Annotated in this window: 24 protein-coding genes and 3 tRNA genes; 18 read left to right on the top strand and 9 right to left on the bottom strand. The window is 42.1% G+C overall.

Features of this window, described 5'->3' with window-relative positions; genetic code table 11:
• Window positions 1-75: 75 nt before the first annotated feature.
• The 3 genes from H0S56_RS08760 (at window position 76) to H0S56_RS08750 (ending at window position 393) form a co-directional block, all read left to right on the top strand.
• Window positions 76-160: transfer RNA gene (locus H0S56_RS08760), tRNA-Leu, on the top strand.
• A gap of 35 nt (window positions 161-195) precedes the next feature.
• Window positions 196-269, top strand: a tRNA-Trp gene (locus tag H0S56_RS08755).
• Between the two features lie 39 nt (window positions 270-308).
• Window positions 309-393 (top strand) — tRNA-Leu (locus tag H0S56_RS08750).
• 152 nt (window positions 394-545) lie between these two features.
• Here the strand turns inward: H0S56_RS08750 and H0S56_RS08745 are convergent.
• On the bottom strand, window positions 546-749 hold the full coding sequence (locus tag H0S56_RS08745; RefSeq protein WP_004280022.1) for a hypothetical protein: 204 nt from the start codon (window positions 747-749) through the stop codon (window positions 546-548).
• 433 nt (window positions 750-1,182) lie between these two features.
• On the opposite strand from H0S56_RS08745, the gene H0S56_RS08740 reads away from it, so the two are divergent.
• Window positions 1,183-1,455 (top strand): hypothetical protein, encoded by a 273-nt coding sequence (locus H0S56_RS08740; RefSeq protein WP_195724872.1) that lies wholly within the window; start codon window positions 1,183-1,185, stop codon window positions 1,453-1,455.
• 240 nt (window positions 1,456-1,695) lie between these two features.
• Here H0S56_RS08740 and H0S56_RS08735 read toward each other — a convergent pair whose 3' ends face one another.
• The 3 genes from H0S56_RS08735 to H0S56_RS08725 all read right to left on the bottom strand — a co-directional run bounded on the left by H0S56_RS08735 (window position 1,696) and on the right by H0S56_RS08725 (window position 4,039).
• Window positions 1,696-2,097, bottom strand: coding sequence for a YkvA family protein (locus H0S56_RS08735; RefSeq protein WP_005246728.1), 402 nt, complete (start codon window positions 2,095-2,097; stop codon window positions 1,696-1,698).
• A gap of 502 nt (window positions 2,098-2,599) precedes the next feature.
• Window positions 2,600-3,334 (bottom strand): hydroxyacylglutathione hydrolase, encoded by a 735-nt coding sequence (gene gloB / locus H0S56_RS08730; RefSeq protein WP_004280019.1) that lies wholly within the window; start codon window positions 3,332-3,334, stop codon window positions 2,600-2,602.
• 117 nt (window positions 3,335-3,451) lie between these two features.
• Window positions 3,452-4,039, bottom strand: coding sequence for a flavin reductase family protein (locus H0S56_RS08725; RefSeq protein WP_195724871.1), 588 nt, complete (start codon window positions 4,037-4,039; stop codon window positions 3,452-3,454).
• Between the two features lie 119 nt (window positions 4,040-4,158).
• Between H0S56_RS08725 and H0S56_RS08720 the strand changes: the two genes are divergently transcribed.
• On the top strand, window positions 4,159-4,980 hold the full coding sequence (locus H0S56_RS08720) for a PhzF family phenazine biosynthesis protein (protein WP_195724870.1): 822 nt from the start codon (window positions 4,159-4,161) through the stop codon (window positions 4,978-4,980).
• A 143-nt stretch (window positions 4,981-5,123) separates the two neighbouring features.
• The gene (locus H0S56_RS08715; protein WP_195724869.1) at window positions 5,124-7,895 is read left to right on the top strand and encodes a M16 family metallopeptidase; all 2,772 of its coding nucleotides are present in this window, start codon (window positions 5,124-5,126) and stop codon (window positions 7,893-7,895) included.
• Between the two features lie 332 nt (window positions 7,896-8,227).
• On the opposite strand, the gene H0S56_RS08710 is transcribed toward H0S56_RS08715, so the two are convergent.
• Together H0S56_RS08710 and H0S56_RS08705 are read right to left on the bottom strand one after the other, a co-directional pair.
• On the bottom strand, window positions 8,228-9,292 hold the full coding sequence (locus H0S56_RS08710; protein WP_195724868.1) for an amidohydrolase family protein: 1,065 nt from the start codon (window positions 9,290-9,292) through the stop codon (window positions 8,228-8,230).
• A 118-nt stretch (window positions 9,293-9,410) separates the two neighbouring features.
• Window positions 9,411-9,824: a DUF3144 domain-containing protein gene (locus H0S56_RS08705; protein ID WP_195724867.1), complete on the bottom strand. Its 414-nt coding sequence runs from the start codon at window positions 9,822-9,824 to the stop codon at window positions 9,411-9,413.
• A gap of 112 nt (window positions 9,825-9,936) precedes the next feature.
• On the opposite strand from H0S56_RS08705, the gene H0S56_RS08700 reads away from it, so the two are divergent.
• On the top strand, window positions 9,937-10,569 hold the full coding sequence (locus H0S56_RS08700) for a hypothetical protein (protein ID WP_004280010.1): 633 nt from the start codon (window positions 9,937-9,939) through the stop codon (window positions 10,567-10,569).
• Window positions 10,570-10,591: 22 nt separating this feature from the next.
• On the opposite strand, the gene H0S56_RS08695 is transcribed toward H0S56_RS08700, so the two are convergent.
• The gene (locus H0S56_RS08695; RefSeq protein ID WP_071852229.1) at window positions 10,592-12,046 is read right to left on the bottom strand and encodes a CYTH and CHAD domain-containing protein; all 1,455 of its coding nucleotides are present in this window, start codon (window positions 12,044-12,046) and stop codon (window positions 10,592-10,594) included.
• A gap of 139 nt (window positions 12,047-12,185) precedes the next feature.
• Entirely contained in the window at window positions 12,186-13,643 is a 1,458-nt protein-coding gene (locus tag H0S56_RS08690; RefSeq protein WP_195724866.1) for a CYTH domain-containing protein, read from the bottom strand.
• Window positions 13,644-13,972: 329 nt separating this feature from the next.
• On the opposite strand from H0S56_RS08690, the gene H0S56_RS08685 reads away from it, so the two are divergent.
• From H0S56_RS08685 to H0S56_RS08635, 11 genes are all read left to right on the top strand, one after another.
• The gene (locus tag H0S56_RS08685; RefSeq protein WP_005104473.1) at window positions 13,973-14,356 is read left to right on the top strand and encodes a DUF962 domain-containing protein; all 384 of its coding nucleotides are present in this window, start codon (window positions 13,973-13,975) and stop codon (window positions 14,354-14,356) included.
• 780 nt (window positions 14,357-15,136) lie between these two features.
• A complete protein-coding gene (gene thiE / locus H0S56_RS08680; RefSeq protein WP_005107266.1) occupies window positions 15,137-15,757 on the top strand; it encodes a thiamine phosphate synthase in 621 nt (206 codons plus the stop codon).
• A 38-nt stretch (window positions 15,758-15,795) separates the two neighbouring features.
• Window positions 15,796-17,097 (top strand): glutamate-1-semialdehyde 2,1-aminomutase, encoded by a 1,302-nt coding sequence (gene hemL, locus H0S56_RS08675; RefSeq protein ID WP_195724865.1) that lies wholly within the window; start codon window positions 15,796-15,798, stop codon window positions 17,095-17,097.
• A gap of 127 nt (window positions 17,098-17,224) precedes the next feature.
• On the top strand, window positions 17,225-17,641 hold the full coding sequence (locus tag H0S56_RS08670) for a GlcG/HbpS family heme-binding protein (protein WP_195724864.1): 417 nt from the start codon (window positions 17,225-17,227) through the stop codon (window positions 17,639-17,641).
• A 290-nt stretch (window positions 17,642-17,931) separates the two neighbouring features.
• The gene (locus tag H0S56_RS08665; RefSeq protein WP_195724863.1) at window positions 17,932-18,606 is read left to right on the top strand and encodes a hypothetical protein; all 675 of its coding nucleotides are present in this window, start codon (window positions 17,932-17,934) and stop codon (window positions 18,604-18,606) included.
• A gap of 393 nt (window positions 18,607-18,999) precedes the next feature.
• A complete protein-coding gene (locus tag H0S56_RS08660; RefSeq protein ID WP_195724862.1) occupies window positions 19,000-19,707 on the top strand; it encodes a phosphopantetheine-binding protein in 708 nt (235 codons plus the stop codon).
• Between the two features lie 133 nt (window positions 19,708-19,840).
• The gene (locus H0S56_RS08655) at window positions 19,841-20,485 is read left to right on the top strand and encodes an RluA family pseudouridine synthase (RefSeq protein ID WP_195724861.1); all 645 of its coding nucleotides are present in this window, start codon (window positions 19,841-19,843) and stop codon (window positions 20,483-20,485) included.
• 143 nt (window positions 20,486-20,628) lie between these two features.
• Window positions 20,629-23,466, top strand: coding sequence for an RNA polymerase-associated protein RapA (gene rapA, locus H0S56_RS08650; protein WP_195724860.1), 2,838 nt, complete (start codon window positions 20,629-20,631; stop codon window positions 23,464-23,466).
• A gap of 130 nt (window positions 23,467-23,596) precedes the next feature.
• A complete protein-coding gene (locus tag H0S56_RS08645) occupies window positions 23,597-24,748 on the top strand; it encodes an IS4-like element ISAbe18 family transposase (protein ID WP_195726034.1) in 1,152 nt (383 codons plus the stop codon).
• A 140-nt stretch (window positions 24,749-24,888) separates the two neighbouring features.
• On the top strand, window positions 24,889-25,155 hold the full coding sequence (locus H0S56_RS08640) for a PAAR domain-containing protein (RefSeq protein WP_195724859.1): 267 nt from the start codon (window positions 24,889-24,891) through the stop codon (window positions 25,153-25,155).
• A 136-nt stretch (window positions 25,156-25,291) separates the two neighbouring features.
• Window positions 25,292-26,092, top strand: coding sequence for an alpha/beta fold hydrolase (locus tag H0S56_RS08635; RefSeq protein WP_195724858.1), 801 nt, complete (start codon window positions 25,292-25,294; stop codon window positions 26,090-26,092).
• Between the two features lie 61 nt (window positions 26,093-26,153).
• On the opposite strand, the gene fabR is transcribed toward H0S56_RS08635, so the two are convergent.
• Window positions 26,154-26,834, bottom strand: coding sequence for an HTH-type transcriptional repressor FabR (fabR, locus tag H0S56_RS08630; protein WP_004729898.1), 681 nt, complete (start codon window positions 26,832-26,834; stop codon window positions 26,154-26,156).
• Window positions 26,835-26,849: the final 15 nt, after the last annotated feature.

The raw sequence follows: 26,849 nt of genomic DNA, 5'->3' as shown, positions 1-26,849 counted from the left end.
ATAGCGGAATAGATTGTGATTGCTTGTAAAATCGCTTGTCAATGTCGGTCTATCTCTATAATATACACAGCCATTGGGGACGTGGCGAAATTGGTAGACGCACTGGATTTAGGTTCCAGCGCCGCGAGGTGTGAGAGTTCGAGTCTCTCCGTCCCCACCAATCGATATTTGGGAAACTGGATATTGGGTAGAAGTAGAGGATTGGTGTAATGGTAGCATGACGGTCTCCAAAACCGTTCGTCAAGGTTCGAATCCTTGATCCTCTGCCAAAGTTTGAAAGAAATCCAACGCTAAGTTGGTATCCTGATGGGGACGTGGCGAAATTGGTAGACGCACTGGATTTAGGTTCCAGCGCCGCGAGGTGTGAGAGTTCGAGTCTCTCCGTCCCCACCATCATATTAAAGCAAGGCCGATGCCTTGCTTTTTTATTGCCTGAAATTTACTAAACAAAGAAAAGCCCATCGAAATGGGCTGAATAACTGAAGAATAGCGCTGTTGAATCAGTGGAAAGATTAATTTATTTTTCTGCTCTTAAATAGAAGCAATCAGGCTTTTAAATGATCTTCAAATTCCTCGCCTAACTGTAGTGCCAGAGCATTACCTGCCAGATCACAGGTCACCAGGCCATATTCTTTCTTGAAGCTGAAACTGAAACCACGATCATCCGCCAGGGTGCGTACCGAATATCCCAATTTTTCTAACCATAGTCGAAATGCAATCAAATTTTTCGCTTTAACCACTTTTTTCACGAGATCACTCCTTCATCATTGTTAAATCTTAAATAAGGGTGAAAAATTATCTTTTAAAGGGCAAATGCCTTTATTTAAATTAATTTAAATGAATTTGTGTATATAGTGAACATCGGTTGATTAAGAAAAAATCAATTTAAACGTTAAGTAAATGATTTTTATCATATTGAATAGGTTGTAACTAAATATTAAGTTTTTATAAGCTATAAATTTGGATAATTAATTTTCTAATTCAATAGCTTATTAGTGAAACAGGTTATTTCCTAATTTTATCAATCGTATGAAATAGAAAATTTCAGATCTAGAATGAGAAAATTAAAATCCAATCGACTTATTTATTAAAAGAATACCGGCTGCTGGTTTTCTGATCTTCAGCTCGATTTGCATGCTTTATACTGTCTGAAATGTAATTCTCAAACTGAATACCCGCACCATGACTGAATTAACCATTGAAGACTATGTGAATCAGCAAATTGAATTAATGCAGCAGCAGGGACTTGATCCGGTTGCTGTGATGTTGGGACATGAAGACTGGTTGAGCTTTAGTATTCAGTCGAAAGTGGGCTATACGCCTTTCGGCAGTGCCCGTCGTTATCAGCCTGCTTTAGGTGGCTTGCTACTGGTACGTATTGATGAAATGCAGGCGGTGCGTGTCGTGACTCAAGGTGAACTGGATGCTTATGCACAAAGTAACCAGATTCTTTAACATGGCTTTAGGCGACAGATACGTTGTCAGTTTTAGTAAATAGAATCCAAGAAACTAGTTACTGCTATCCTACATATCATCATTCGGGATCGACATGGCCAATGTCACTTTTAAATTTGTACGACAGAACTAATGTCATGCTCTGAAAGCAGACATTTTATTTCTATTTTGGTTTACATTTTAATTTTGAATAATGCCCATTATATTAAATGGGTGCAAATGAGAGAGGGTATTTAAATCTCACTTGTCAAAAATAGACAGTATAGACAGTGAATCGTTCATGAAGTACATGGTTAAATATCCCAATACTACAAGCCATATCAGGATAATAATTCCTGCGGCCCAACAGTTTATAGGCCTTTCAACTAAGGTTTCTGCAAGAATTCTACAATCATCTATAATGTTTTGTGGGGTAAGCTTGATAACTAATAAAATACCTAAAGGTACAATAATAATATCGTCTAAATACCCCAGTACGGGAATAAAATCTGGAATTAAATCAATTGGTGAGAAGGCATAGGCAGCAATAATTAAAGCTAAAAGCTTTACAGAATTGGGCGTTCGCTTGTCTTTTGCAATAAGCCAAACAACCAAGATGTCTTTTTTGATTGATTTAGCCCATTGTTTGATTCTTTGATACATAGCAAATATTAAAAGAACTATAGAGATTTAATCATAAGAGAGTTTTCTTAAAACAATATAGATTTTTATTATCCTATTACGATTTTCTAAAATTAACATAATACACGTTATCCGAAATTCTATTTTTTATTATATATAAATCATATCTTTATAGTTTTTAAAAAGCCCAATTCAAGTAAATTGGGCTTTTTTATTCACTTGTTAGGTTCCATGCTGATTATTTAAGCAATGTTCCACGAATTTCTCTAATTTAAATCAATATCATCCTGTTATTTATAAGTCATTATTTCATGTGTTGGAACTGAAATTGGTTTCTAAAAAAATAGAGGACTTGATTAATTATAAGAAAGCAAAAATGGCACAGAAAGACATTTTTTAGATGGAGATTCAACTTATTCCAATTTGTGCAAAATTTGTACGTGCCTTTCAATAACATTCTATGCATCGCAAATGACAAATAAGTAAGTCGGCTGAAGCATTGATCTTCAGCTTTGAATCCGGTTTAAAACTGATCTTTCAGGGTTCTTAAACGCTGGAATTCTTCCACGCTTTCTGCGCGCAGAAAAGGATTGGTTTGCAATTCATCTTCAATACTACTTGGCAGCGTGCACTGGCCTAGTATACGCAAACGCTCAATATGTTCGAAGCGTTCCAGAATTGCCGAATTGTCCGGTTCAACGTGTTTGGCAAACTGTGCATTCGATAATGTGTATTCATGGGTGCAATAGACTTGGGTGCGCGGTGGCAAGGCAGCCAGACGGGACAGTGAATGATACATCTGTGAATAGGTGCCTTCAAAAACCCGGCCACAACCCATGGCAAATAAGGTATCGCCGCAGAACAGCACATCAATCGCATCAATAAAATAAACAATATGGCCGAGTGTATGCCCGGGTACAGCAATCACCTGGATATCTATTCCATGAAAATTAAACTGTTCTTCATGCTCAAGAGGATGGGTGATAAACGGAATTTTGCTTAGTTCTGCCCGTGGGCCATACACAGGCAGATTTTGTCCTTGGATCAGTTCCGGCACACCGCCAATATGATCTTTATGCCAGTGAGTCAGCCAGATTTGACTTACAGTTAAACCGTGTTCGGCACAATAGTCTTGTACCAATTCTGCTTCGGTTGGATCAATCACAGCCACCTGATGCGACGCGGTATGTTCAAGCAACCAGATATAATTTTGCAGTGAATTCTGGACATCAATACAGTGAATTTTAAAGGGTGTCATAGCACATCACATCAAATGAAGATTATAGATAAAGTAGCATAATTTCGGATACTCTGGTGCTGGTTGATATCGTCTGATCATCCGCGATTACTTTCATTTATTCCAAATTTGAAAAATTTATAATTCCGGATCATCAATGCTCACCGCATTGCCGATGGTGTAAAAATGCCCGCCGGCTACATGATGAATACTTTTCCACTCTTCAGCCACTTCATGATAATGCCAGTGGCCGTCGCGGAAGACCCGATCATCGGCATAGGCTGCAATCACCTTGCCTATAAACAGGTCATGCATTTGCTGGTTATGCGGCTCAGGAATCAGCTCGCAGAGTATCCAGGCCGCACAGCCTTGTACTACAGGAATATCAGCATCAGGAAAATGAAATAGTTCTACTCCGGATTGTGCCAGTTTGTCAGGCACATCATGCAGGCTCTGCGTACCCAGACGATAGACCATATTCAGTTGTTTCAATGTTGGAATTTGCAGCGCGAAATAACCTGAATTTTCAATAATATTTCGGGTTTTGGTGCTTTTATCCAGAACCACAGTCACTTTTGCGGGGCTGAATTCCAATGCGCATGCCCAGGCTGCTGCCATAACATCTGTATCCTGCTGATCTTGAGCAGACACCAGTACAGTAGGGCCATGGGTAATCAGACGATAAGCTTTTTCTAAGGGAACGCTTTGAATATGGGAGTTTGTCATGCAGCACCATTTGCTCTATTTATTTACTAGGCCAGATTAATGAGATCATTAACATATTCAAGTTCATTCTTGCAAAAAAGCTTTTAAACTAGAGATCGTTATATTCAGGAATTCAAAAAATGAAAATGTACCAGGTCGATGCGTTTACCACGGAACTGTTTAAAGGCAATCCTGCAGCCGTGATTGTGCTGGATGAATGGCTCGAAGATGGTCTGATGCAAAATATCGCCTTGGAAAATAATCTGTCCGAAACGGCTTTTGTTAAAGTCATCGATAGCGATAATTATGCCATCCGCTGGTTTATGCCAACTAAGGAAGTGGATTTTTGTGGTCATGCGACATTGGCCAGCAGCTTTGTGCTATTCAATCAATTTGATACGGGGAAAACGATTCATTTTCATGTAAAAGATTTGGGAATCTTTGTGGTCAGCCAGGATGCGGATGGCAAGATCAGAATGAATTTTCCAATCCGTCGTGCAGAGCCAGTTGCTGAATATCCTGAAGCTTTAAGACAGGCTTTGAGCAAACCGTTTAAACAGGTTTATCTGAATGCACAGGGCTATATTGTTGAATACGAATCGGTACAAGATGTGCTGGATGAAACGCCTGATTTTGAATTGTTGAAACAGTTGAATGGTAAGCGTACAGCCATTACTGCTCAAAATACCTATTTAGATGTTGCAATTACTTCACAAGATACCCAATACGACTGTATTTCACGTTATTTTGCACCGAGTAATGGAATCAATGAAGATCCGGTAACCGGTTCAATTCACACTGGAATTGCGCCGCTCTGGGCCGAGAAACTTGGTAAAAATGAACTGGTTGCCTATCAGGCCTCGGCGCGTGGTGGGGTGCTATATTGTGCCTTGCAAGATCAGAATCGAATTGAAATTTCCGGTTACGGCAAGCTATATATGCAAGCTGAGATTTATCTTTAATTTTTTAATTACATAGAACTACATGTCGTCAGGTGAGGCGGCATGTTATTTTGATGGTCCGGCTTGGAATAGATTATTCAGAAAAAGAATCATTCTCTAAGAAGGGCGCGAATAAAAATTTATATTTATAATTTGGATGAAGAATGTTGCTACGTTATAAAAATTTAAGTCTGGCGATTGTATTGTCTGGCTGTAGTGCACTGAGTTTTGCACAACCTGTTTTGGTGAAAACGGAACAAAATGTTGAAGAATACCGACTGGATAATGGACTACGCATTATCCTGGCACCGAATGATAAAGAAAATAAAGTTTTTATGAATACGGTCTATCTGACCGGCTCCCTGAATGATCCTCAGGGCAAGGGCGGACTGGCCCATCTGCTGGAACATTTGGCCTTTAAAGGCACAGAAAATGTCAAAGGGGATGAATTCCAGCGTCGACTGGATCAATATACCTTGATGACTAATGCCAGTACCGACTATTACTCGACCAAATATACCAATGTGATCCGTCCTGAAAAAACTGCGCTGAGTGAAGTCATTTTTCTCGAAGCCGAACGCATGGACAAGCTGGTGCTTCAGGAAAAATATGTACCGACTGAAATTGATATTGTAAAACGCGAGCGTGAAATTCGTCTGGATCAGCCATTTTCAGTATTGATCGATCAGGTGTTTAAATCTGCTTATGGCAATCAGTATTTAGGCCGTTTGCCGATTGGTGACCTAAATGAGCTGCAATCAATCAATATGCAGGAACTAAACCATTTTTACCGTCAATGGTATGCACCGAATAATGCCTTTGTGGTCATTTCGGGCAAATTTGATAAGGCCGAAGTCTTAAAACAGCTGGATACGCATTTCAGTCCGATTCAATCCCGAAATGTACCAGCGCAAGTGAAAGTCCCAGCGCTTAAACCAGAGCAAATCAAACAGCGTGAATTTACAGTAAAGAAAGGCAGTGATCTGGCCAAGTTTAATCTTTATTTGAATCAATCCGAAGAAAGCATTAAAACGGCTTTGGCTGTTTCGCCAACGCTCTATACTTTGCAGCCAAGTGGACATCTCTATCAGAATATGGTGGAAACTGGGAAGTCAACAGCGGTGCAATCCAGTACCTGGCTGGATAAAGACTTTAATCTGGTGTTTATGGGAGCAATCTATGCTCCGAATCATCAGGCACAGGATATTGAAAAGGGGCTGATCCAAGGCGTAGAAAAGAGCCAGCCATTTACCGAAGCAGAATTAAACCGGGCTAAAAATCTGACCCGAAATCAGGCCGACAATATTAAAAATAGTGCGACTGCTTTAGGTTCACGTTTAAGTGATTATGCAGTGGCGTATTCGGGTGACTGGAGCCAGTATTTTAAAGATCTGAGCGCGATTCAAAACCTGAATGTGAATCAGGTCAATCAGGTCTATAAGAATTTTTTAAAACCTGAATACCGTATTTCTGGCAATATTTTACCTACCCCGGAAGATCAGAAAAAAGCGCAGGAACTGGCACAAACAGAAGCACCGGCAAAAACTCTGGATCAACAGACTGAAGCAGAAGAGCCACTGAAAGATGTCAGTGTTTATCAGGCTGAAGTGAAGCAATATGTCCAGGAATCCAAACAGTATTTGTACAGTAAAGACAAACAGATTCAGCGTGGCAAGTTGAAAAATGGCATTAAATACGCGTTGTTTCCGACGACTACCCGCGATGACAAGGTTTATGCCACAATTTCACTGGATTTTGGTACTGCACAAAGCCTGATGAATAAAGGCGAGATTCTGGATCTGACCGCTTATTTAATGTTGCGCTCATCGAAAACTCAAAGCTTGCAGCAGATTGCCGATAAAATTATTGAAGTAGGTGGTTCGGCAACTGCCGGTGCATCCGGCAATGGCCTGACCTTGCAGATCAGCGCCAAAAAAGAAAAGTTTGAGGAGTTTTTCCAGTATGTGGTTGATGTGCTGAAAACGCCGGCATTTGAGCAAAGTCAGTTTGATTTAATCAAGGGGCAGACTTTATCCAGTCTGGATCGTCCTTATACTGAACCAGATACCGTGTCGAGCTTGACGATGGCTCGAACGATCGAGATTTATCAGCCTGGCGATCTGCGTTTTCATTTCGAGCCGGAATTGGCCAAAAAACAGTATCAGAAAGCGACTCGCGAACAGGTTATGGCACTGTATCAGCAGTTTTTAAAAACCCAGCATGCGCAAATAGCGGTTACGGGCGAATTTAATCCGAAATCGATGCAAAAAACGCTGAAAAACAGTTTCTCAGACTGGAAAGCTACACAGCCTTATGAGCGTCTGAAATCGGAATATCGAAGCTATCCAGCCCAGAAAATTCATGCGTTGTCTGAGCAGCGTGAATTCGGGAGTTATGAGGCATTCATGAGCATGCCGGTCGGCGCAGATCATGCCGATGCACCTGCATTACAGGTATTTCGATATATTCTGGGTGATTCACAGTTATCGTCACGACTGGCACAAGAGCTACGCGAGAAAAATGCACTAGTCTATGGTTTTAGTGCAGATGTGCAACTCGATGAATGGGCAGATGTGGGCGCCATGATGATTAGTGCCAATTATACGGCTGGAAAATCCGCACAGGTTTCTCAGGCAGTGCATAAGGTACTCAATGAACTGCTGACACGTGGCGTGACTGAACAGGAAGTCGAAGCGGCAAAAGCCAGTATCTTGAAACAGCGTTTAACTGCACTCGAGGATGATCGTCGTATTCACACTATGTTGATCCCACAGCTGGAAAAAGACCGTAATCTGGTTTACCGGGAAAAACGTGATCAGGCGATTGCTAAACTGAGTAAAGCCGATATTGATACCATGATTAAAAAATACATCAAGCCGGATCAGCTGGTTGAAGTGATGGCTGATCAGTACGGTAAGCAAGTTAAAACATCGTAGTGTTGATAAAAAATCCCCTCAAGTGAGGGGATTTTTGATTTTAGTTTTATGCTCTAGGTTGCTCTATGGCTAAAAATAATCCCTCCGATTATGCCCGCAAGGATAGATAGGGGCAGACTCCAAACAGATACAATAAGAAGAAAAATCAATATTCCACAGCCAATCAAAGCTGAAACGAAAGCAATATCTCGATCAAAAAAATGATGGATCACCATTTGATAATAATAAGACGTTATCCAGCTTGAAATAATAGTGAGTAAAATACATAGTCCTTTGCCTGAAGGCGTATTTAGACTGGAATCTGTTATCCAACTTAGCATGTCCTCATCTACTCAAAGTCGATAAAAACGTTTAGCATTTTCATAAAAAATCGACTTTAAGGCATTTTCATTGTAGTCCTGCACAATATCGCTAAAGGCATCAATAATGTTGGTGAGTGAGCTACTGACACTGTCCATTGGAAAGTTGGATGCAAACATCACGCGCCCAGAACCAAAACAGTCTAAAGTATGCTGGATCACGGGTGCGGCACGTTCCACTAATTCCTGTTTACTTGCCAGCCGTTTCTGCGTGTGAAAATCATGTCCCAAGACTGGCATAAACAGACCAGACATTTTGGTCGATACATTTTTGCATTCGGCCAGTTCTGCCAACTGATCTTTCCAGTCTGCAAATATCTGGGTGCGATCTTGTTCGGTCTTGCCTGTAGCTTTGCCCACTTTGCCAAATAAACCTGCGGGCGTACCCAGATGATCCAGCACAATAGGGGTGTTTGGAAAGGCTTTGGCCAGCGCAGTAACATCCGCAATCTGGGTAGAGTACACCCAGGCATCAAAGCTTAAATCTTGCCTGGCCAGTTCTTCAAAGCCCTTCAGGAAATCTGTGTTGCGATAGAGATGCGGTTCATCGGTCCAGGCATGAATCCCTTTATCTGGATGTACTGCAGCCATTTTACGGATGCCCCGAAACTTGGGAGAAGCTTCGCGATGCAATTGAATCAACTGTTTAAAATTTTTCTGCCGCGGATCCGCCGTGGCGACAATTCCACCCAATTGGATAGTGTGCTGATCAAAAGGAAGCCCAGCGATAAAACGGGTTTCATTTACCACACCCGTACCTTTATGGTCATGCCAGCTGGCTTCAACATGCACAATCTGCTCTATTTCATAATGTCCTGCATCTTTCTTGTAATTTGCAGGCAGATAAGGTGCAGTCAGGTGCTGTGTCAGGCCAATGGTCTCAATGACGTCTCTGGGTTTCAACAGTCGAACCATTCTGTCTAGTAATTTGGGATGATTGCCGAACAGCTTTACCGCTAGCGCTGCCGCATGTGGGGTATTGTACGGATCCCATTGGTGGATATGAGGGTCAATGATCGGGAAGGGAAGTTGCTGCATGCTATGCCTTGTTTTCGTTTATTTATTATTCAATTTATATAGTGCTTAAATCACTTTAAAGTCAATATGATAAATGACAGCAAATAAAAAAAGCCCCGCGGGGCTTTTCGTATTTTAATCAATGATCATGCTTGTGATCATGCTTGTGATCATGGTTATGCTTGTTGGCATGAAACTCTTCATTGTGACGGAAACGTAAATAGTTTTCGAACTGTTCACAGTATTCATCATAGTTATCTTCCAGCATCATTTGAAATTGCTGCAAGATATAAGACATGACCTGATCTTTGGCATCGCGCATTTCATTCCCATCTTTAAAGTTATTCGCTGCCACCCAGGTATTGAAACGGGCAGTACCAAATAACATCGCCGCACTGACTTGACCGCGCTTATCGCTCGGTTTTTCCTGTGAGCCTTTTTCTACGCGACAAAACTCGTTGGCTTGTTGAATAAATTCATCAGCACGTTCAAAGAATGCCGCATTTAACGCTTCTTCTTCGGTTACATCGGTTGCTTCAATCTTTTGAACCATGAATTTGTTCCTAACACTAAAATCTCAATCGTTAATTATAGGCAAAGCCTTGCAGAAACTAAACCTTTGCCTTAATCTAAAAAAATAGCCTAAGCATATAAAAGTGAATGCCATGCAGGATGCGATTGCAGTACAAAGCCTAAAAAGTGATATTGCCTTATTGCGCCAGAATATTTGGCCACCGGCAAATCTAGCCAATGTTGAAGGCTTGCCGATTTATTATGGCAGCCAGTCACAGGTAGATGAATACTATAGCCAGTGGCTCGGGCTGATTGAAAGGGCACAGGATCTGTTTCAGCCTTTTATGGAAGATGAAATCTTGGATGCGATCCATCTGCCGAGTCATTTAAACTTGCCGCTGTTTTATTTTCATGTTGACCGGATTCGCATTAATAAAACCCGCGCCAAGGAATCCAAAACTTTTCGTGGGGTCGCCAGCCTGATCGAAAAATGCGGCCAGTTCGAACCCGAGCAGATTGCAGCCATGCGGCAGTGGCTTGATAGTGACGATACTGCAGCTTTGGTGGCACACCGTGAATTTGTGGATTTACGCACTTATGTGTTTCAGCATGGCCAGAGCGAATATACGCGCACCCGTTTTTATGTGAATGGGATTGTGCTGAGTGTTGAGCCACATTTTGAACTGGTCGATGCACGCGATAAGCCACGCAAGCAACGCAGCGACAGTTATAACGATCCTCTGGCAGACAATAATACCTGGAAAGTATTCGGCAAATATCGCTAGCACAGTTTGACCAAGCCCGGTCTTACCAGAAGGGCTTGGTATTTTCTGCAAACTGCTGTAAACGCTCTGCTGCTTCGTTCGACAAACGCTGCTGTTCCGCACTTATCCAGCCTAGCACAAACCAGGCCTTGGCCTGTTGTTTGACATAAGGTCTAAATAATTCGTCTGCTACAAATAGGTCATTATAATGCCCGAGACTTTCCTGCAAGGGTTTTAAGGCTTTTAGATAGGCTTTAACCTCTTTTTCAGGAAATAAGCTTTGCAAGAATTCTACGTTATAGCGTAAGCGTTTGACCCGTTTGCGTGTGCGATGCCGGGATTCAATATCCAGTTCTTGATAGTTCTCGGCATCCTGACAGATTTGCTGATGCAGCTTGCTCAGGCCTTTACACAAAATTTTATGCGAAGACTTGGCTTTACCCTCTGTATTTTCTTGGCTAAAGCTGAATAGTTGCAGCATTAATTCTACTGTGGCAGGACTTCTGAACAGCGCACTGATATCTGGTTGTTTTTGTCGGTGTGGTGGTAATTTCAGTAAGGGTGAACCTGCTTTTTCCAGTTGTGGAATCAGGCTTTCTGCCAGGGCATCGCGATCTCGGGTAGAACCGAGTTGCTGAAAAATATCCCGTAGCTGTTCCGGCCATTCTGGCTGCACATGTTCAGTTACGGACTGAAAAATTTTAAAAGCACTGCGCAAACGTCGAATCGCAACACGTGCCTGATGCACATGATCACTATTATAGTTTTCGGCAGCAATCGCCGTCGCATTGGGGAAAAGATGAGCCAGACAGTTGGCGACAATTTTTTGTAAAATCGTACTGATCTGATCTTTCTGTTCAAGCACTAAGGGAAGCTGATGCTGAACTGGCAGACTCTCTTCATCATGTAATAAGGCATAACCGCGTTCCGATTTGCTCCGTGTATCCAGCCACAAAGCATAACGCTGAACCCAGGGCTGAATGAAATCAATCAATTCACTCAGCTGGCCGGATTTAAGCTCAAATTCGACTTCATAAATATCGATGGCTTGATCATTGTGTCGAATTTCTCCGACATCAAAGGCAATTTCAATCTTACTGTCCAGATGACTTTCTGTGAGTACATACCGTACGACATCAGTTTCAAATTGCAGAATAAGAGGTGTCTCCAAATCACCGAGCGCCTGTTTCAGGATTTTTTTGGCCGGTTTATGTTTGCGATATAACTGAAAATCACAATGTTCCGGAGGACTTTTTAATTCATGCTCAAGTTCAAAACGTTCAAATTGTTGTTCAGTCGCTGCTTTCAGGGTTTGAATCCATTGCTGGTCTTCCAGACGTTGCCGCAGGGCAATCTGATGTTGTTGTAATTGTTGCGCTTCAGTATCAAAGTAGCGTGCACACAGACGATGCCGAGTCGGCTGAAGTTTCTGAATGTCCTGTTCAAATTGCACACGAGACTGTGGCGGAATCTGGAATTTGAGTTCTATTTCTGCCATCGGGTCATTCCTCCGCGATGTTGGTTTTATAGATTAATATAGCCCAAAGATCGGCAGGGGTGTGATGTGCTTCTGCAACAAAAAGCACGCCAGAGAAGGCGTGCTTTGAGTTTTTCTTGTGATATTTATTTCAATATTTTTATTTCAGGAATTTACGACTGACCAAGAACTGTTCGGTCGCTTCAAGCAGTTTCTGCGCATAGACTTCCTGCTTGGCGGTCAGCCAGCCCAGCACAAACCAGTCACTTGCTTCCAGCTCGGTCTGCTGAATATAAACTGCAGAAGAGGCCAAAGTTTGATATTCACTGGCTGCCAGTTGAGCATCGTTCAGCGCTTTGCTGTATTTCTGCAAATTTTTGACATCATAGATCGTGGTTAAAATCGGAAAGCTGAATTTGAGCTCCTGAATCCGGCCCGACAATTGATCCAGACTTTCAAAATCAGTGATATCCGTCTGGTTCATTTGTTCCTGCAAAGCTTTATATTGCTGTTGCAAGGTAGTTTGAGCAGCAGTTTTCAAGTCCAGCGAGGCATGCTCATTTTCATTTAAACTGAACATCAGCAATTCCAGATAATGATGCACATTCTGTGTAGATTTGACCAGATTACCGAGTTTCTCCTGCGCATACAGAATATCTTTGCTCAGATTTTCTGCCGTGGTTGGATTTTGCAGAAAGCCGGCCAGGCTGTTTTGCATATGCTGCAAATGTTGCAGATGTTCAAATTGCTGCTTAAAAGCCGCCAGCTGGTGAGCCCACTTGTCCGAAAGCTGTGGATGCCAGTCTTTGAAGAGCAGCAAGGTCAGATACAGCTGATCCAGTGCCAGTCGTGCCTGATCAATATGTTCCTGCTCTGCAACCTGAGCTGCAATCGCCGCGATATTCGGCAATAAATGCTGCATCTGCTGTGCAATCAGACTGTACATGGTTTTACTGGCGCTGTCTTTTTTGCTGATCTGAAATTCTTTGCTAAGGGTCGCAGGACTGACGCGCTGTGAAGTGGCCAATAGATTGCCTATTTCAGCCTTGCTGCGTACATCGAGCCAGAGCTGGTATTTCTTGACCCATTCAAAACTAAACGCCAGTAGATGTTGAATTGAACCATTTTTAAGCTCGAACTCGACTTCATGTACTTCTTGCTCGGCATCATGTGTGCGGATATGCCCAATATCCAGGCTGACTTCGATCTGGGTATCTTCATAGTCAATCACCCTTAACGTACGGGAAATATCGGTTTCAAACTGGAGTTGGAGCTGGTCGAACTGATTGCCGAGCGCATTGCTGAGAATTGCCCCGGCTTCTGGAAATTTTTTATAAATATCTAAATCCAGTTCAGGAGATGCGGTTAATTTCCCTAGATCATGATTATGTTCAAAGCGTTCGATATGGCTTTTTCCGGCCGCTTTTAGTGTTTGCACCCAACGTGTACCTTCCAGACGCTGACGCAGTGCCACCTCATGCCGGGCCAGTTGACGGTCGGTAGTATCATAATATTTGGCTTGAAGCTGGATCTGTTGAGACTTTTTCGGATCAAGTGCCTTGAGCAGCGCAGTGCGTCGTGCCACAGGAATTTGGAACTTGAGTTCAACTTCAACCATGATGATCATCCTATCTGTTCAGTGCAATTAAGTACTGAATCTTCACTTGAATAAGGTTTTAAAATGAGGCGGACAGCAGCCGCAATTATATTTTTAGATTTGTGCGCAGCAGATTGTAACCAAAATCAAAATGCATGTAAGACTTGACTGAGCATAAAAAGCTTAAACAGAAGTTTGAAACTTAGATTTCATCGGTTCATTTTAGGCTAAAACGATCGGATTCAGGCGTTCACAGAGAGGTTCAAGATGCATTGAAGCGCGCATCAAAAGGCTGTTATTTGGCTAAAATATACGCTAAGGTAAAACAAAAAACGTCAGGATGATGACAGATGAATGTACAAGTACAACCAGAAAGTAAGAATGAGGTGATGGTTCAGCCCCAGATGCCGATTAAGAACTATCATGAATTTTATCGCTTCTATTTGACTGAGCATCGGCATATTATTAGCCGCCGTCTGCACGTGGCCGGCAGTAGCATCGGTTTATACTGTTTTGCCAAAGCCATTCGTCAAGGCAAGCCGCGATATTTTGCATATGGTTTACTCTCGGGTTATGCCTGTGCTTGGGTCGGTCATTTTATCTTTGAGCGCAATAAACCAGCCAGCTTCAAACAGCCTGTATATAGCTTTATCTCGGACTGGCGCATGTTTGCCGATGTCCTGCGTGGTAATATCAGTCTGATCGACCTTAAATACGATAAAATTTCCAGTTAAGCCAGAATGACTTTTATCGGAATGTGCCCACTTAAAGCATGAAATTTCGATAAAAGCCTTGCAAGTCTAGAATTATTATTCTAATAATTATGGTATTGCAGATTAGGTTTTTTGATCAACCATTATATTTTAATTAATACATCAGTTTTCCAAGCCTGGAGCGACCTTCTCCGGGCTTTTTTTATGCCTGTTTGCTACCAATAAATGTTCAAGATTTTGCTCATGCTATTGTGTAAATATTCATAGAAGAATTCATGTGGATTTGTGCTGAAAGTAAAAGATCCTTTCTGGCTTTGAAACGTTTCCCCACAAACGAATGACTCAAAACCAGAAAGGATCGGGTATTACAAACACAGGTATTTATTTTTCTGTTTATTTTCTGTGTCTAAGGCTATTTAAGACGCTTCGTGCCGATTGGGCTATCCCTGAAAATGGGTATTTTTAATATTAATTAATTTGAGTACGCTTGAGCCAGGCGAAAAAAAGACAAAAAAATCGCTCTTAGAATTTTGCAACTTCTCCACCAAGTTATCTGCAAAATCCTAAAAGCGTTTGTCGGAGGGCGTAAGCATTAACACGTTATAATTATTGTTATAAGGCCATTAAAACGCAGATTTGAAAGTCCGTATATCCCTGAAAATGGTGATATTTACGATTTAATTGATAAATTGTGCTAAAAAACTGCAAATCTGTTGCTACCTGGTCTCAGAAACAGCAAGATGGCGGCAATTAAACCGAGTTATGCCTATAATAGAGCCATCCTAGCAAGTGGCGAGCAAGATGCGCGGTTTATATTTAATTACCAATGATGATCCATTAGAGCTTTTATTGGCGAAGTTGGAAGGTGCAATGGCCAATGGTGGTGTTGCGGTCTTGCAATATCGCCGTAAAAAAGTGGCGAAAGAAGATCAAATTTACGAAATCGAGTACATGAAAGCCATGTGTGCTGAATATGGCGTACCTTTCGTGATTAACGATGATCTGGAAATGGCGGTTAAATACGGCGTGGGTGTGCATTTAGGCCAGGATGATGGTTCGATTGTCGACGCTGTTGCGCGTTTGCCTAAAGGCGTGTTGATTGGCCGTAGCTGTAATAACTCACTTGAGCTGGCTAAACAGGCCATTGCCGATGGTGCGAATTATGTGGCATTTGGAGCAATTTATGCGACTGATAGTAAACCTGAAGCGGGTAATATTGGTCTTGAAACCTTAAAACTGGCCAAAGAAAAATTGAACGTGCCTCTCTGTGCCATTGGTGGTTTAACGGTTGAAAATTCAAAGGATGTCATTGAGTCAGGTGCGGATTATTGCGCGGTGATTAGTGATATATTGGGACTTCCTATGAATGCCATTCCTGAACGTTTAGATGAATGGTCTGCGCTTTTTCAAGCTACAGCATAAAATTTTTTGATTGATTTAATTTTGAGTCGAGTGCCTTCATGAGCTTATCTCCAAAGCAAGAACAATTGTTCAAACAAGCCAATAAACATATCCCGGGTGGCGTCAATTCACCTGTACGCGCATTTAATAGTGTCGGTGGGACGCCGGTCTTTATCGAAAAAGCCCAAGGTGCGTATCTGTATGATGTCGATGGCAAACGTTATGTGGACTATGTAGGTTCATGGGGGCCGATGATTTTGGGTCATGCGCATCCAGCGATTATTAAAGCGGTTCAGGATGCCGCAGTAGACGGTTTGAGCTTTGGTGCGCCCACAGTTCATGAAACCACACTGGCAGACATTATCTGCGAGATCATGCCATCGATTGAGCTGGTTCGTATGACCAACTCAGGTACAGAAGCGACCATGACCGCGATTCGTTTAGCGCGTGGTTATACTGGCCGTGACAAGATTGTAAAATTTGAAGGCTGTTATCACGGTCATTCGGATTCATTATTGGTAAAAGCCGGTTCAGGTTTATTGACCAGTGGTGAAGGGGAAGCGACGTCGGCAGGCGTGCCAGCGGATTTTGCAAAACATACGCTGACACTTCCATATAACGACATCGCGACTTTAAAAGAATGCTTTGCCAAATTTGGTTCGGAAATTGCCGGCGTGATTGTTGAGCCAGTCGCAGGCAACATGAACTTGGTGAAACCAATTGACGGTTTCCTGCAAGCGATCCGTGATGTCTGTGATGAACATGGTTCAGTGTTTATCATTGATGAAGTAATGACCGGTTTCCGTGTCGGTTTGGGTGGTGCGCAAGCACATTATGGCGTTACTCCGGATTTAACCACTTTAGGTAAAATCATTGGTGCAGGTCTGCCAGTGGGCGCTTTTGGTGGTAAGCGTGAAGTGATGGAATGTATTGCACCACTGGGTAAGGTATACCAAGCAGGTACATTGTCGGGTAATCCACTGGCAATGCGTGCCGGTATCGAGATGTTCAAGCATTTACGTACCGAAGGTTTTTATGAAAAATTAACCGCACAACTCGAAAAATTGCTCGCCGGTTTACAAACTGCTGCTGATGAAGCAGGCATTCCATTCAAGACCCAACAAGTGGGCGGTATGTTTGGTCTTTACTTTACCGATCAGGAAGATATTACTAGCTTCGACTCTATGCTGAAATGCGATGTCGATGCGTTCCGTAAATTCTTCCATGGCATGTTAAATCGTGGCGTAAACCTTGCACCATCTGCTTTTGAAGCAGGATTTATTTCTGCTGCGCATAGTGATGAAGATATTGCTTACACGATTCAAGCGGCTAAAGAAACTTTTGCTGAGATGAAAGGATAATTCGACCTCTCCCTGACCCTCTCCTAAAAGGAGAGGGAATATAAGCCCGAGTGATCGGGCTTATTTCATTCTTTGGATTAGACATCATAAGATTTGAAATTGATAAATTAAAGGATTAGATAGATCAATGAAAACCAAACATTATTTGACTTTAAGTGATGCGGAATTTTTATTAAATGAAGCTCATCAATATGCGATTCAGAACAGTTTTAATGTCAGTATTGCTGTAGTGGATGAAACCGGAAATTTACTGGCGATGAAGCGTATGGATGGCGCAGCACCAATGACTGCAAATCTGGCTATTGAAAAAGCCAAATGTTCCGCTATGAGTCGCCGTCCATCGAAGTTATTTGAAGATATTATCAAAGGCGGACAGATGGGTTTTTTGACCATGGAAAGTTTCTCAGGAATGCTGGAAGGTGGTGAACCGATTATGTATCAAGGGCAGTTGGTAGGTGCAATGGGCGTGTCAGGTGTAAAGTCGTTTGAAGATGCGGAGATTGCACAGGTAGCGATTGAGAAGTTTTTGGCGCAGCAAAGCTAATCTAAAATAGAAATTGATCAGCTCAATTTAATAAAATCATCCAAAGATGTTCCAAAATGAAGCGTGGAATGTGAAATGTCAGCTAAAAAGCCCAATCGCTAATGATTGGGCTTTTTACACCAATATAAGAGTTTGTTTTAAAATGAAATTTACAGAGGATTTCATATAACATGTATTATATTAATTTTAGGAAAACTTAATTTTCAAATGCGACAGAAGCAGTCATCGCTCGTAGACACTCGCTCAATTCTTATCTATAACTATAAAAAAATGATTTTGAAGGAATTTTTATGAACGTAGCTTTAGTAAATTTACAAATGGTATGTGTTCATGTTGTGAACAGCTACTCTAAATCTGAGACAGGTTTCGGCTCTTACAAAATTCCAGATATTAGGTGCTCAAAACCCTTAATTTATAATGTTAAAAAAAACGATCAATTGGTTTTTTTACAGAGAATGTTAGATTTAAAAATTGATAATAAAGAGATCAATTTATCGCTTCCTAATGAGATCGGACTATCATTGAATATATTTACTAAAGCTAGAGATGAAGCTGAAAATCTACTAGAAAAACTTAAAAAAGATATGGAAAAGAATAAAGATTTTTATAGTGAAAATGTCTCGTTATTTTATGACTATATTGAACAAATACAAATAGCATCTGTTTTTTCTTATAAAGCAGTTGAAGCATTTTGCAACGCCACAATCCCTAATGACTTCGTTTATAAAAAAACAAACTCAAAAGGTATTCAAGAAGTCTATGAAATTTCTCAAATTGAAAAATGGATACCAACTTCAGAAAAACTCACTGAAATTATTCCAAATATTTTGAACTGTGAATCACCTAAGCAAATCAAGTATTGGTCAATGTTTAAAGAATTAGAAACCCTTAGAAATGAAATTATTCATTCAAAAAAGAAAAATAGCATTGAAAATACAAAAAAATGTTATCAAATAACGTATTAGATATTCTTAATTCAAGCATTTATATTCTTAACCACTTTATTCAAAACGATATATCGAATGAGGTTTTTCCATTAGGTTTTTTAGATAAGAAGTGGCGAATTTATGAAATTGATGACCCGAAGAAAATTTTTGAGTGGACTCATTGGGCAGAGTGATTTTTAGTGCCTCAGATACTCCTCTTTTGCTTATGTTAGTTTTAGCATTTAGTCCTTATTTGGCTAAATCACCCTATTTTTAGGATAGTCGCGTTAATCAACTCTAGGCATATTTAATATAATGGCGATTATGCGAAATTAGAGCAATAATCATCTGTGAAATCAAAGTGTTTTTCAAATAATGCTAAACTAAAATAGCATGAATCATCATGCTATTTTGTATTTATAAGAGCCTCCCATGCTGTACTCTATGCCCAAAAAAATCCAACTTGCTCCATCCCAAGCCAAATGGCAGCTTGCATCAAATGAATCTGTTTTGGTTTTAGTCGGATTACAAAACTTGCGTATGCAACAGGGCATACAAGAGAGTGGACTCATGGTGAATTTGATTCAACTAACCAATAAAGCCAAAGCGCTGGATATTCCGATTGTTGATTTGTACGGTGATGATTTGATGCAAGGCATGCAGCAATTGGGAGAATATGCCTCAACGCATCCGCAGCTGATTTTTGCCGGGCAGGTTACACCGATGCTGAAACAGATTCTGCCGCATCTGATGAGTGTGACGGATCAAATTGGTGTGGTCGATGATGCGATTTTATTGGCAAATCAAGATCAGCATATTCAATGGATCGAAAATATTTCAGCACAGGGGATACATCACTTAAATACCTATAGCCTGACCCGCTTATGGGATTTAAGCGCATCTTCCGAATATGTATTGTCGGCCAAAGGCATTATGTTGGCTGTCGCAGAACAGCTGGATATGGATGCTTTGGAAATTGATCCCTATGTCGACTTAAAAAATTATGGTCTGGATTCGGTAGCGGTGGTGAGTCTAGTCGGTATATGGCGTGCACATGGTGCCAATATCCGTTATGAAGATGTGCTAAAACATCCGTCTTTGCACGAATTGGCAAGCTTCATTTTAAAATCCTCAGGTTGATGCGCTGCGATTGAGCAATTTTATGCGCTAAATCGGAAATTTCATCGTCATTTACATAAATGCGCATTGTAATTATTGGCTAAGCTTTCTATCATTGCCGCCTTGTTTTTCGCGATCAGCCTGGGATTGAACTTTGAGTAATTTTCTAACCGAACATCTGATACATCGTGATGACGATTTCATGGTCATCCAAAAACCTGCAGGTTTACTCACAGTTCCCGGTAAAACAGAAGACTTACAAGATTGCCTGATCAACCGTCTGGTCAAACTAGAACCCAAAACTTTACTGATTCATCGACTGGATCGCGATACATCCGGCATTTTGGCCTTTGGTCTGACTAAATGGGGACAAAAAACCATTTCCCGCCAGTTTCAGGAACGCCAGACCGATAAAACCTATCAGGCTGTGGTTGCCGGTAAACTAGAAGGTGAAGGCACTATTGAAGTGCCGGTGGTATATGATCCAAGCCGTCCGCCCTTACATATCGCAGATCCCGCACATAATAAGCCAGCCATCACGCATTGGCAGGCGATTGAGCATTTTAATATTCAGGGACAGCCTGTGACCCGGGTGAAACTGATCCCAATTACCGGCCGTTCTCATCAGCTACGGGTGCATATGCAATATCTCGGACATCCGATTATTGGCGATACCTTATATGCGACACCCGAACAGCAACAGCTCAGCTCACGTCTATGTTTACACGCGGAACATTTGAGTTTTTATCATCCTCAAACAGAGCAGTTGGTCGAATTTTATTGTCCGGCGCCGTTCTAGGAAATACTTCTTTAATCGGCGTGAATTATGCTCACTTTTTAGTGGGCTTTATGTCAAAATACATTGCTTGAAGGTGTGGAATTTTGCTCCAATGACGTTTCGTGATTGAGCCTAATATTCATAATCTTGTACTTAAGATAAAGGTGGAAAAATTGCAGCAATTTGCTATTGGTCAACGTTGGTTATCAGATACTGAAACAGAACTCGGTTTAGGCGTTCTTATTGATGTTGATGAGCGGTCGGTCAGCATTTTATTCCCGAAAAGCGATGAAACCCGCGTCTATGCACGCAGCAATGCACCCTTATCTCGTATCGTATTTAATGTGAAAGATGAATTACAGGATCAGGAAGGGACCAAGTGGATTGTAGAATCCGTTGAAGACCGCAATGGCGTGGTGCGTTATCATGTCGTTCGTACCTTAGAAGATGGAACTGAAGAACGTAAATCGCTGAATGAAACCCGTATTGGTGCGACCATCCAGCTGTCTAAGCCTCTAGACCGTTTATTGGCCAGTCAGGTTGATTATAAAGAATGGTATGACCTGCGTATTGAAGCGCTGCTGATGCAGGCCAATATGCAAAGCAGTCCACTGCGTGGTTTGGTAGGTTCACGTGTCGGCCTGATTCCGCATCAATTGTATATTGCACATGAAGTCGGTCAGCGTTTTGCACCGCGTGTATTACTGGCCGATGAAGTTGGTCTGGGCAAAACCATCGAAGCGGGTCTGATCATCCATCAACAGCTGAAAACTGGCCGTTCTGAACGTATTCTGATTTTAGTACCAGATTCACTGCAATATCAGTGGATGATCGAGATGCGCCGTCGTTTCAATCTTGAGTTCTCGCTATTTGACTTGACCCGTACTGCGTCGATCAAAGAACATGACCCTGAACAGAACCCATTCCTGACCGAACAAAAAATTATTGCCTCTGTCGATTTGATGGTCGACCATGAAGATCTTCGTGAACAGGCACTTGAAGCAGGTTTCGACTTGCTGGTGGTTGATGAAGCGCACCATTTGATGTGGAGCGAAGAAGATGGCGGTAATGACCGTTATGATCTGGTTGAAGAACTGGCTGAACATACGCCGGGCGTATTGTTATTGACCGCAACACCGGAACAGCTCGGTGTAGAAAGTCATTTTGCACGCCTGCGTTTGCTCGATCCGCAGCGTTTTAACTCGCTGGATCGTTTCCTCGATGAAGAAGCACAATATCAGCATACCGCTAAAATTGCAGAAGTGTTAATGTCAGACCTGCCTCTTGAAGCAGACCACTTGACCGCGATTGAGGCCTTGTTGGGTCATGCGATTGAAGATCATCCTGAACAGCGTTTCCGTGCCATTCACGAACTTTTGGACCGTCATGGTACGGGTCGTATCCTGTTCCGTAACACACGTGAAGCCATTCAAGGTTTCCCGGGTCGTGACTGTCAGCCGGCACCATTGCCAGCACCAGAAAACTGGTCGAAAGATGGAAAATTACGTGAACAGATGTGGCCTGAAGAGGCGCAGCTCGATGGTGCATGGATGGAAACTGATCCGCGCGTGATGTGGCTGATGGAGCGTTTACGTACCGATCTCAAACATAAGAAAGTCTTGCTGATCGCACGTAGTGGGCCAGTGGTTGAAGCACTGGAAAATGTACTGCGTCTACATGCCGGTATCCGTACTGCGATGTTCCATGAAGGCATGAGCTTACTTGAGCGTGACCAAGCTGCGGCGTATTTTGCTGAAGATTCGTATGGCGCGCAGATTTTGCTCTGCTCGGAAATTGGTTCGGAAGGGCGTAACTTCCAGTTTGCCTCTGATCTGATTTTATTCGATCTTCCTGCGAACCCGGATGTGCTGGAACAACGTATTGGTCGTCTGGATCGTATCGGTCAGGAAAACCGCATTCAGATTCATGTGCCTTATCTGCTAGGAACTGCACAAGAACGTATGTTCCGCTGGTATAATGAAGCTTTGAATATTTTCAGCAATATTTCTCCAACCGCACAGACCTTGCAAGAAAACTTTATTGTTCGCTTGAAAGACTGTCTATTGGCAGACAAAGGTCAAGAATTTGAAGACCTGCTGGAAGAAGTCAGCGTGCAACGTGAAGCGCTGGAAGCTGAATTGCAGGAAGGTCGTGACCGTTTGCTTGAGTACAACTCTTGCCGTCCGGTGGTAGCACAGGAAATTGTCAACGCGCTTGAAGACTATGATGACAATACCACTTTGCCGATTTTCATGAAGCGCTTTATGGCGTCCACGAATATCGACTTTGATGAGCAAAGTAACGGGACAGTGATTATCAAGCCAACCGATCAAATGCAGGTTCAAGGTTTGACGCTAGATGAAGAGGGGATTACAGCGACTTTCTATCGTGATCAGGCGCAAATCCGTGAAGATGCCCAATACCTGACACTTGAACATCCATTCACTGAAAGTGTGATGGAAATGATCAATACCCAAGGCTTTGGTAGCACCAACGTTGCGGTACTAAAATCTGCGGCGTTGCCACAAGGTTCGGTATTGCTAGAAGTCTGGTTCAAGGTAGATGTGGTTGCACCGAAAGCATTGAACTTGCCATCTAGCCTGCCGCAACAGTTAATCCGTGTCTTGCTCAGTGAAAAAGGTCAGGATCTCTCCCAGAAGATTGCACCAGAAATCCTGAAGCCTTATCTACATCATTTGGATGGCAATAGCTGTCGTCAGGTGGTGAAAGCACGTCGTGATGTAATTGAAGCACGTTATCAGCAGGCCCTTGAACTGGCACGTAGTGCTTTGCCGGGCTTCAAGCAGCAAGCCAAAGAAGTGTATGGCAATAAATGGCAATATGAAATTGATCGCCTGACCTATCTGAAACAGTTCAACCCAAGTATCCGTGAAGATGAAATTGCACGTTTACAGAAGTTGCAAAAAGAAGGTTTAAGCCTGCTGGATGGTCTATCTGTAACACCGGAAGCGATTCAGGTAATGGTCGTGGTCAAGCCTTAAGTTTTACACAATTAAAAAATGCAGCTTTCGGGCCACTGCTGTCCCATAGTTTGCTTTAAATAAAAAAACCTGAGTCCTAACAGTTAAAATATGAGTGCAAACAAACACTTTAACGACCAGGATTCAGGTTTTGTCACATCAGAATACCGTATTTCATGAGCTAATTAAACCTGTTGTGCGACAGGATTTTGAACAACTTGCTAAAGTACACCATGTTGGACAGAAATTTAGAGCGGCTTCCCGGTGGGATCAGTTTATTGCCATATTGATGTCTCAATTCTCTTGTAGGCAAAGTCTGAGAGATATTCAATCCAATTTGGAGTGCCAACAGGAAAAGCTAAGTCATCTCGGAGCAAAGTCTATTCCCCGAAGCACGCTGGCACGAATCAATGAGCAGCAGCCTGCTGCCTTGTATCAACAGCTATTTTACAAGTTGCTTAAATACTATGAACACTCGAAAGTAGCTCATAAATTTCGCTTTAAGAATCCCTTGTATTCCTTGGATGCCAGTCATATTGACCTGTCGCTTTCCTTATGTGAATGGGCCAAAGTTCATGACTCAAAAGCCAGCATGAAACTCAGCATAGGATTGAATCACAGCAATGATATTCCTGAGTTTGTTGCAGTTGAAAATGGCAAAGAAAATGACATGGTACAAGGCCGCAAATTCCAGTTTCCTGCTGGCAGCATTGTAGTTTTTGATAAAGGCTATGTCGATTACCAATGGTATGCAAATCTGACTGCTCAAAACATTGGATTTGTCACACGTTTTAGGCCTAAATCTGTGTATCAGGTGATCCGGCAACATCCAGTGCTTGAATCCAAAGGTATTCTAAAAGATGAAACCATTCAGCTGAATAGCGCACATGCCCTAAAAAGAAAAGCCCCAGTGTTAAGAAGAATTGAATATAGAGATCAGCAAAGTGGCAAGCACTTTAGCTTTCTCAGCAATAACTTTCATTTAGCCGCCTCCACCATTGCGGCGATTTATAAAGATCGTTGGAAAGTTGAGCTGTTCTTTAAGGCGATTAAGCAGAATCTCAAATTAAAAGCGTTTCTAGGCCGCAGCAGGAACGCAATTCAGACACAAATCTGGATTGCGATGATCGCCTATTTATTGGTGAGTTTCGCTCAACATTTAGGGAAAACAGGTTGGACAGTTCAACGTTTACTCAGAATAATTCAAGTGAATTTGTTTGAAAGAAGAACTTTAAAAGCTTTATTTTCACCCGATAAAATACCCATAAAACAAGAGGAAGCTCAAATGAGCTTCCTCTTGTGAAAAATTGTGGGACAGCAATGGCTTTCGGGCTGCTTTTTTTATGGGAAAAATCCGGGTTTATTATTTTTTGTCGGAGAATGCTGGTCTGTCATTTTTCTCCTGTTTAAAATCAGCTTACTGAATAATAAGAATGACAAAGCATGTCAAAAGCATTGATTACCCTTGGCACAAAGACCAGTCATGGCGGCATGGTGACTAAATGTGAACCCTCTTTTTTGATCAATGGTATTGCCGTACATTTAAATGGCATGAAGCATTATTGTCCCAAATGCCAGACCATGGTTACCGCAATTTCCAGCAATTTGTCTATTACTGTCAAAGGACGGGCAGTGGTCATCGCGGGGGATAAGGCCAGTTGCGGCGCGACTTTTCTACCGATGCAACATTTAACTTTATCGCAGAAATAAACCTTAAATTCTGAAGAAGTACAGAGAAATGACTTTGAGGTCATGCTTTGAGCATTTTTGCACTGCCGAATGAAAGAATAGATCAGTAAGCTCATTTGATGATTTCAGGATGAATACGCACTGCGTTTAAAAAATAATGAAGCAAGCCCTACATTTTACCCATGCCAATGGTATCCCTTCGGCAACTTATCAGAAGTTTCTGGACTGTTTTCAGCAAGACTATGAGGTCAAAGCGATTCCATTTATCGGCATGAATCCGCAATATCCAATTACGCGAGACTGGCGCTATCTGGTCGATGAAGTTATTGCAGATATCGAGCAGCAATTTCCTCATCAACAGGTGATTGGTTTAGGGCATTCCTTCGGCGGTCTGGTGACCCTGATGGCGGCGTATCGACGTCCCGAACTGTTTTCCAAGCTGATCATTATGGATCCACCATTTGTGATTGGAAAAAACAGTGCCATGTTTGAACTGATCAAAAAGCTGAATCTAAAAAGTGTCGATCGTTATACACCCGCAGGAATTACGCTAAAACGCAAAGATTATTGGCCATCGAAACAGGTCGCAATTGAAGCACTCCGGTTTAACCGCTTATTTAAAAATTTCGATGAGCAGTGTTTTGCTGATTATATCGAGAGCAGCATTCAGCCAGAACCTGAACGTGGTGGGGTGACGTTAACTATTCCAAAACAGATAGAAGCGGAAATCTTCCGGACTGTGCCAGCCTGGTGGTGGAGAACACCACGCCGACCGCCTGAAGTGCCGATGCATCTGATGACTGCAGAGCAAAGCCAGTTTTATCAGCAGGGTTTGCCACAAGGGATGCACAAGATTTATCGGATTAATTATTCTGTGGTCGAGGGCGGGCATATGTTCCCGCTTGAGTATCCGGAAGCCACTGCAAAGGCAGTCAAAGCTCAACTCGCACTTTTGTAATCATCATAAAAAGAGACTTTGATTACGTCTCTTTTTATACTAGTTCATGCAAATCGGAAAATTAGCGCAGCTGAGAATCTTCCAGATGACGTGCACCTTCAAGGATCATCCGGATCATGATCATGGTCTGTTCGGCAATTTCTTTGCGGTCTTCGGCAGGCATATCAATCACATTAGCACCCATGTTGAAGACCAGTTGGGTAATCGCTTTGGCTGCAATATCGGGATGAAATAACTTCTTATTGTTTAAGCGTTCCAGACGAATCAAATCATCCTGAAGTTCCTGCTGAAAATAATTCAACTGACGTTCTACCGCCTGTTTATAAGATTTGGAACCGGTATAACCTTCACGTAATAATAGGCTCAGATTACCTTCATCGGCATCCAGCTGGGCAATAAAAACTTCTACAGAACTGCGGATGATGCTGTTCTGGCGAGAAGCTTGCAGACGTGCTTCATGCAAAATCTGACGCAATACAATTCCGGCACGATCAATCAGCTCAATGGCCAGTTCATCAATATCTTTAAAATGACGATAGAAGCTGTTCGGTGCAATACCGGCTTCACGCGCGACTTCACGTAGACTTAAAGAGGAAATACTTTTTTGTGGCCCAATCAGATTCAACGCAGCCTGAAACAGTTCTTCCTTGGTAATGGTGGCCTTGCGACCGACACTCCGTACGATAATCGGCTCATCAATGCTTTTCGATTGTAATAAAGATGCGTCACTGCTTATTTTCATTGAAGGCTCGTTCAT

It is taken from the genome of Acinetobacter lwoffii (assembly GCF_015602705.1).
GTDB lineage: Bacteria > Pseudomonadota > Gammaproteobacteria > Pseudomonadales > Moraxellaceae > Acinetobacter > Acinetobacter lwoffii_E.
Note: the sequence above shows the minus strand (reverse complement) of the source record. Positions and strands in the feature narration are given on the sequence as shown.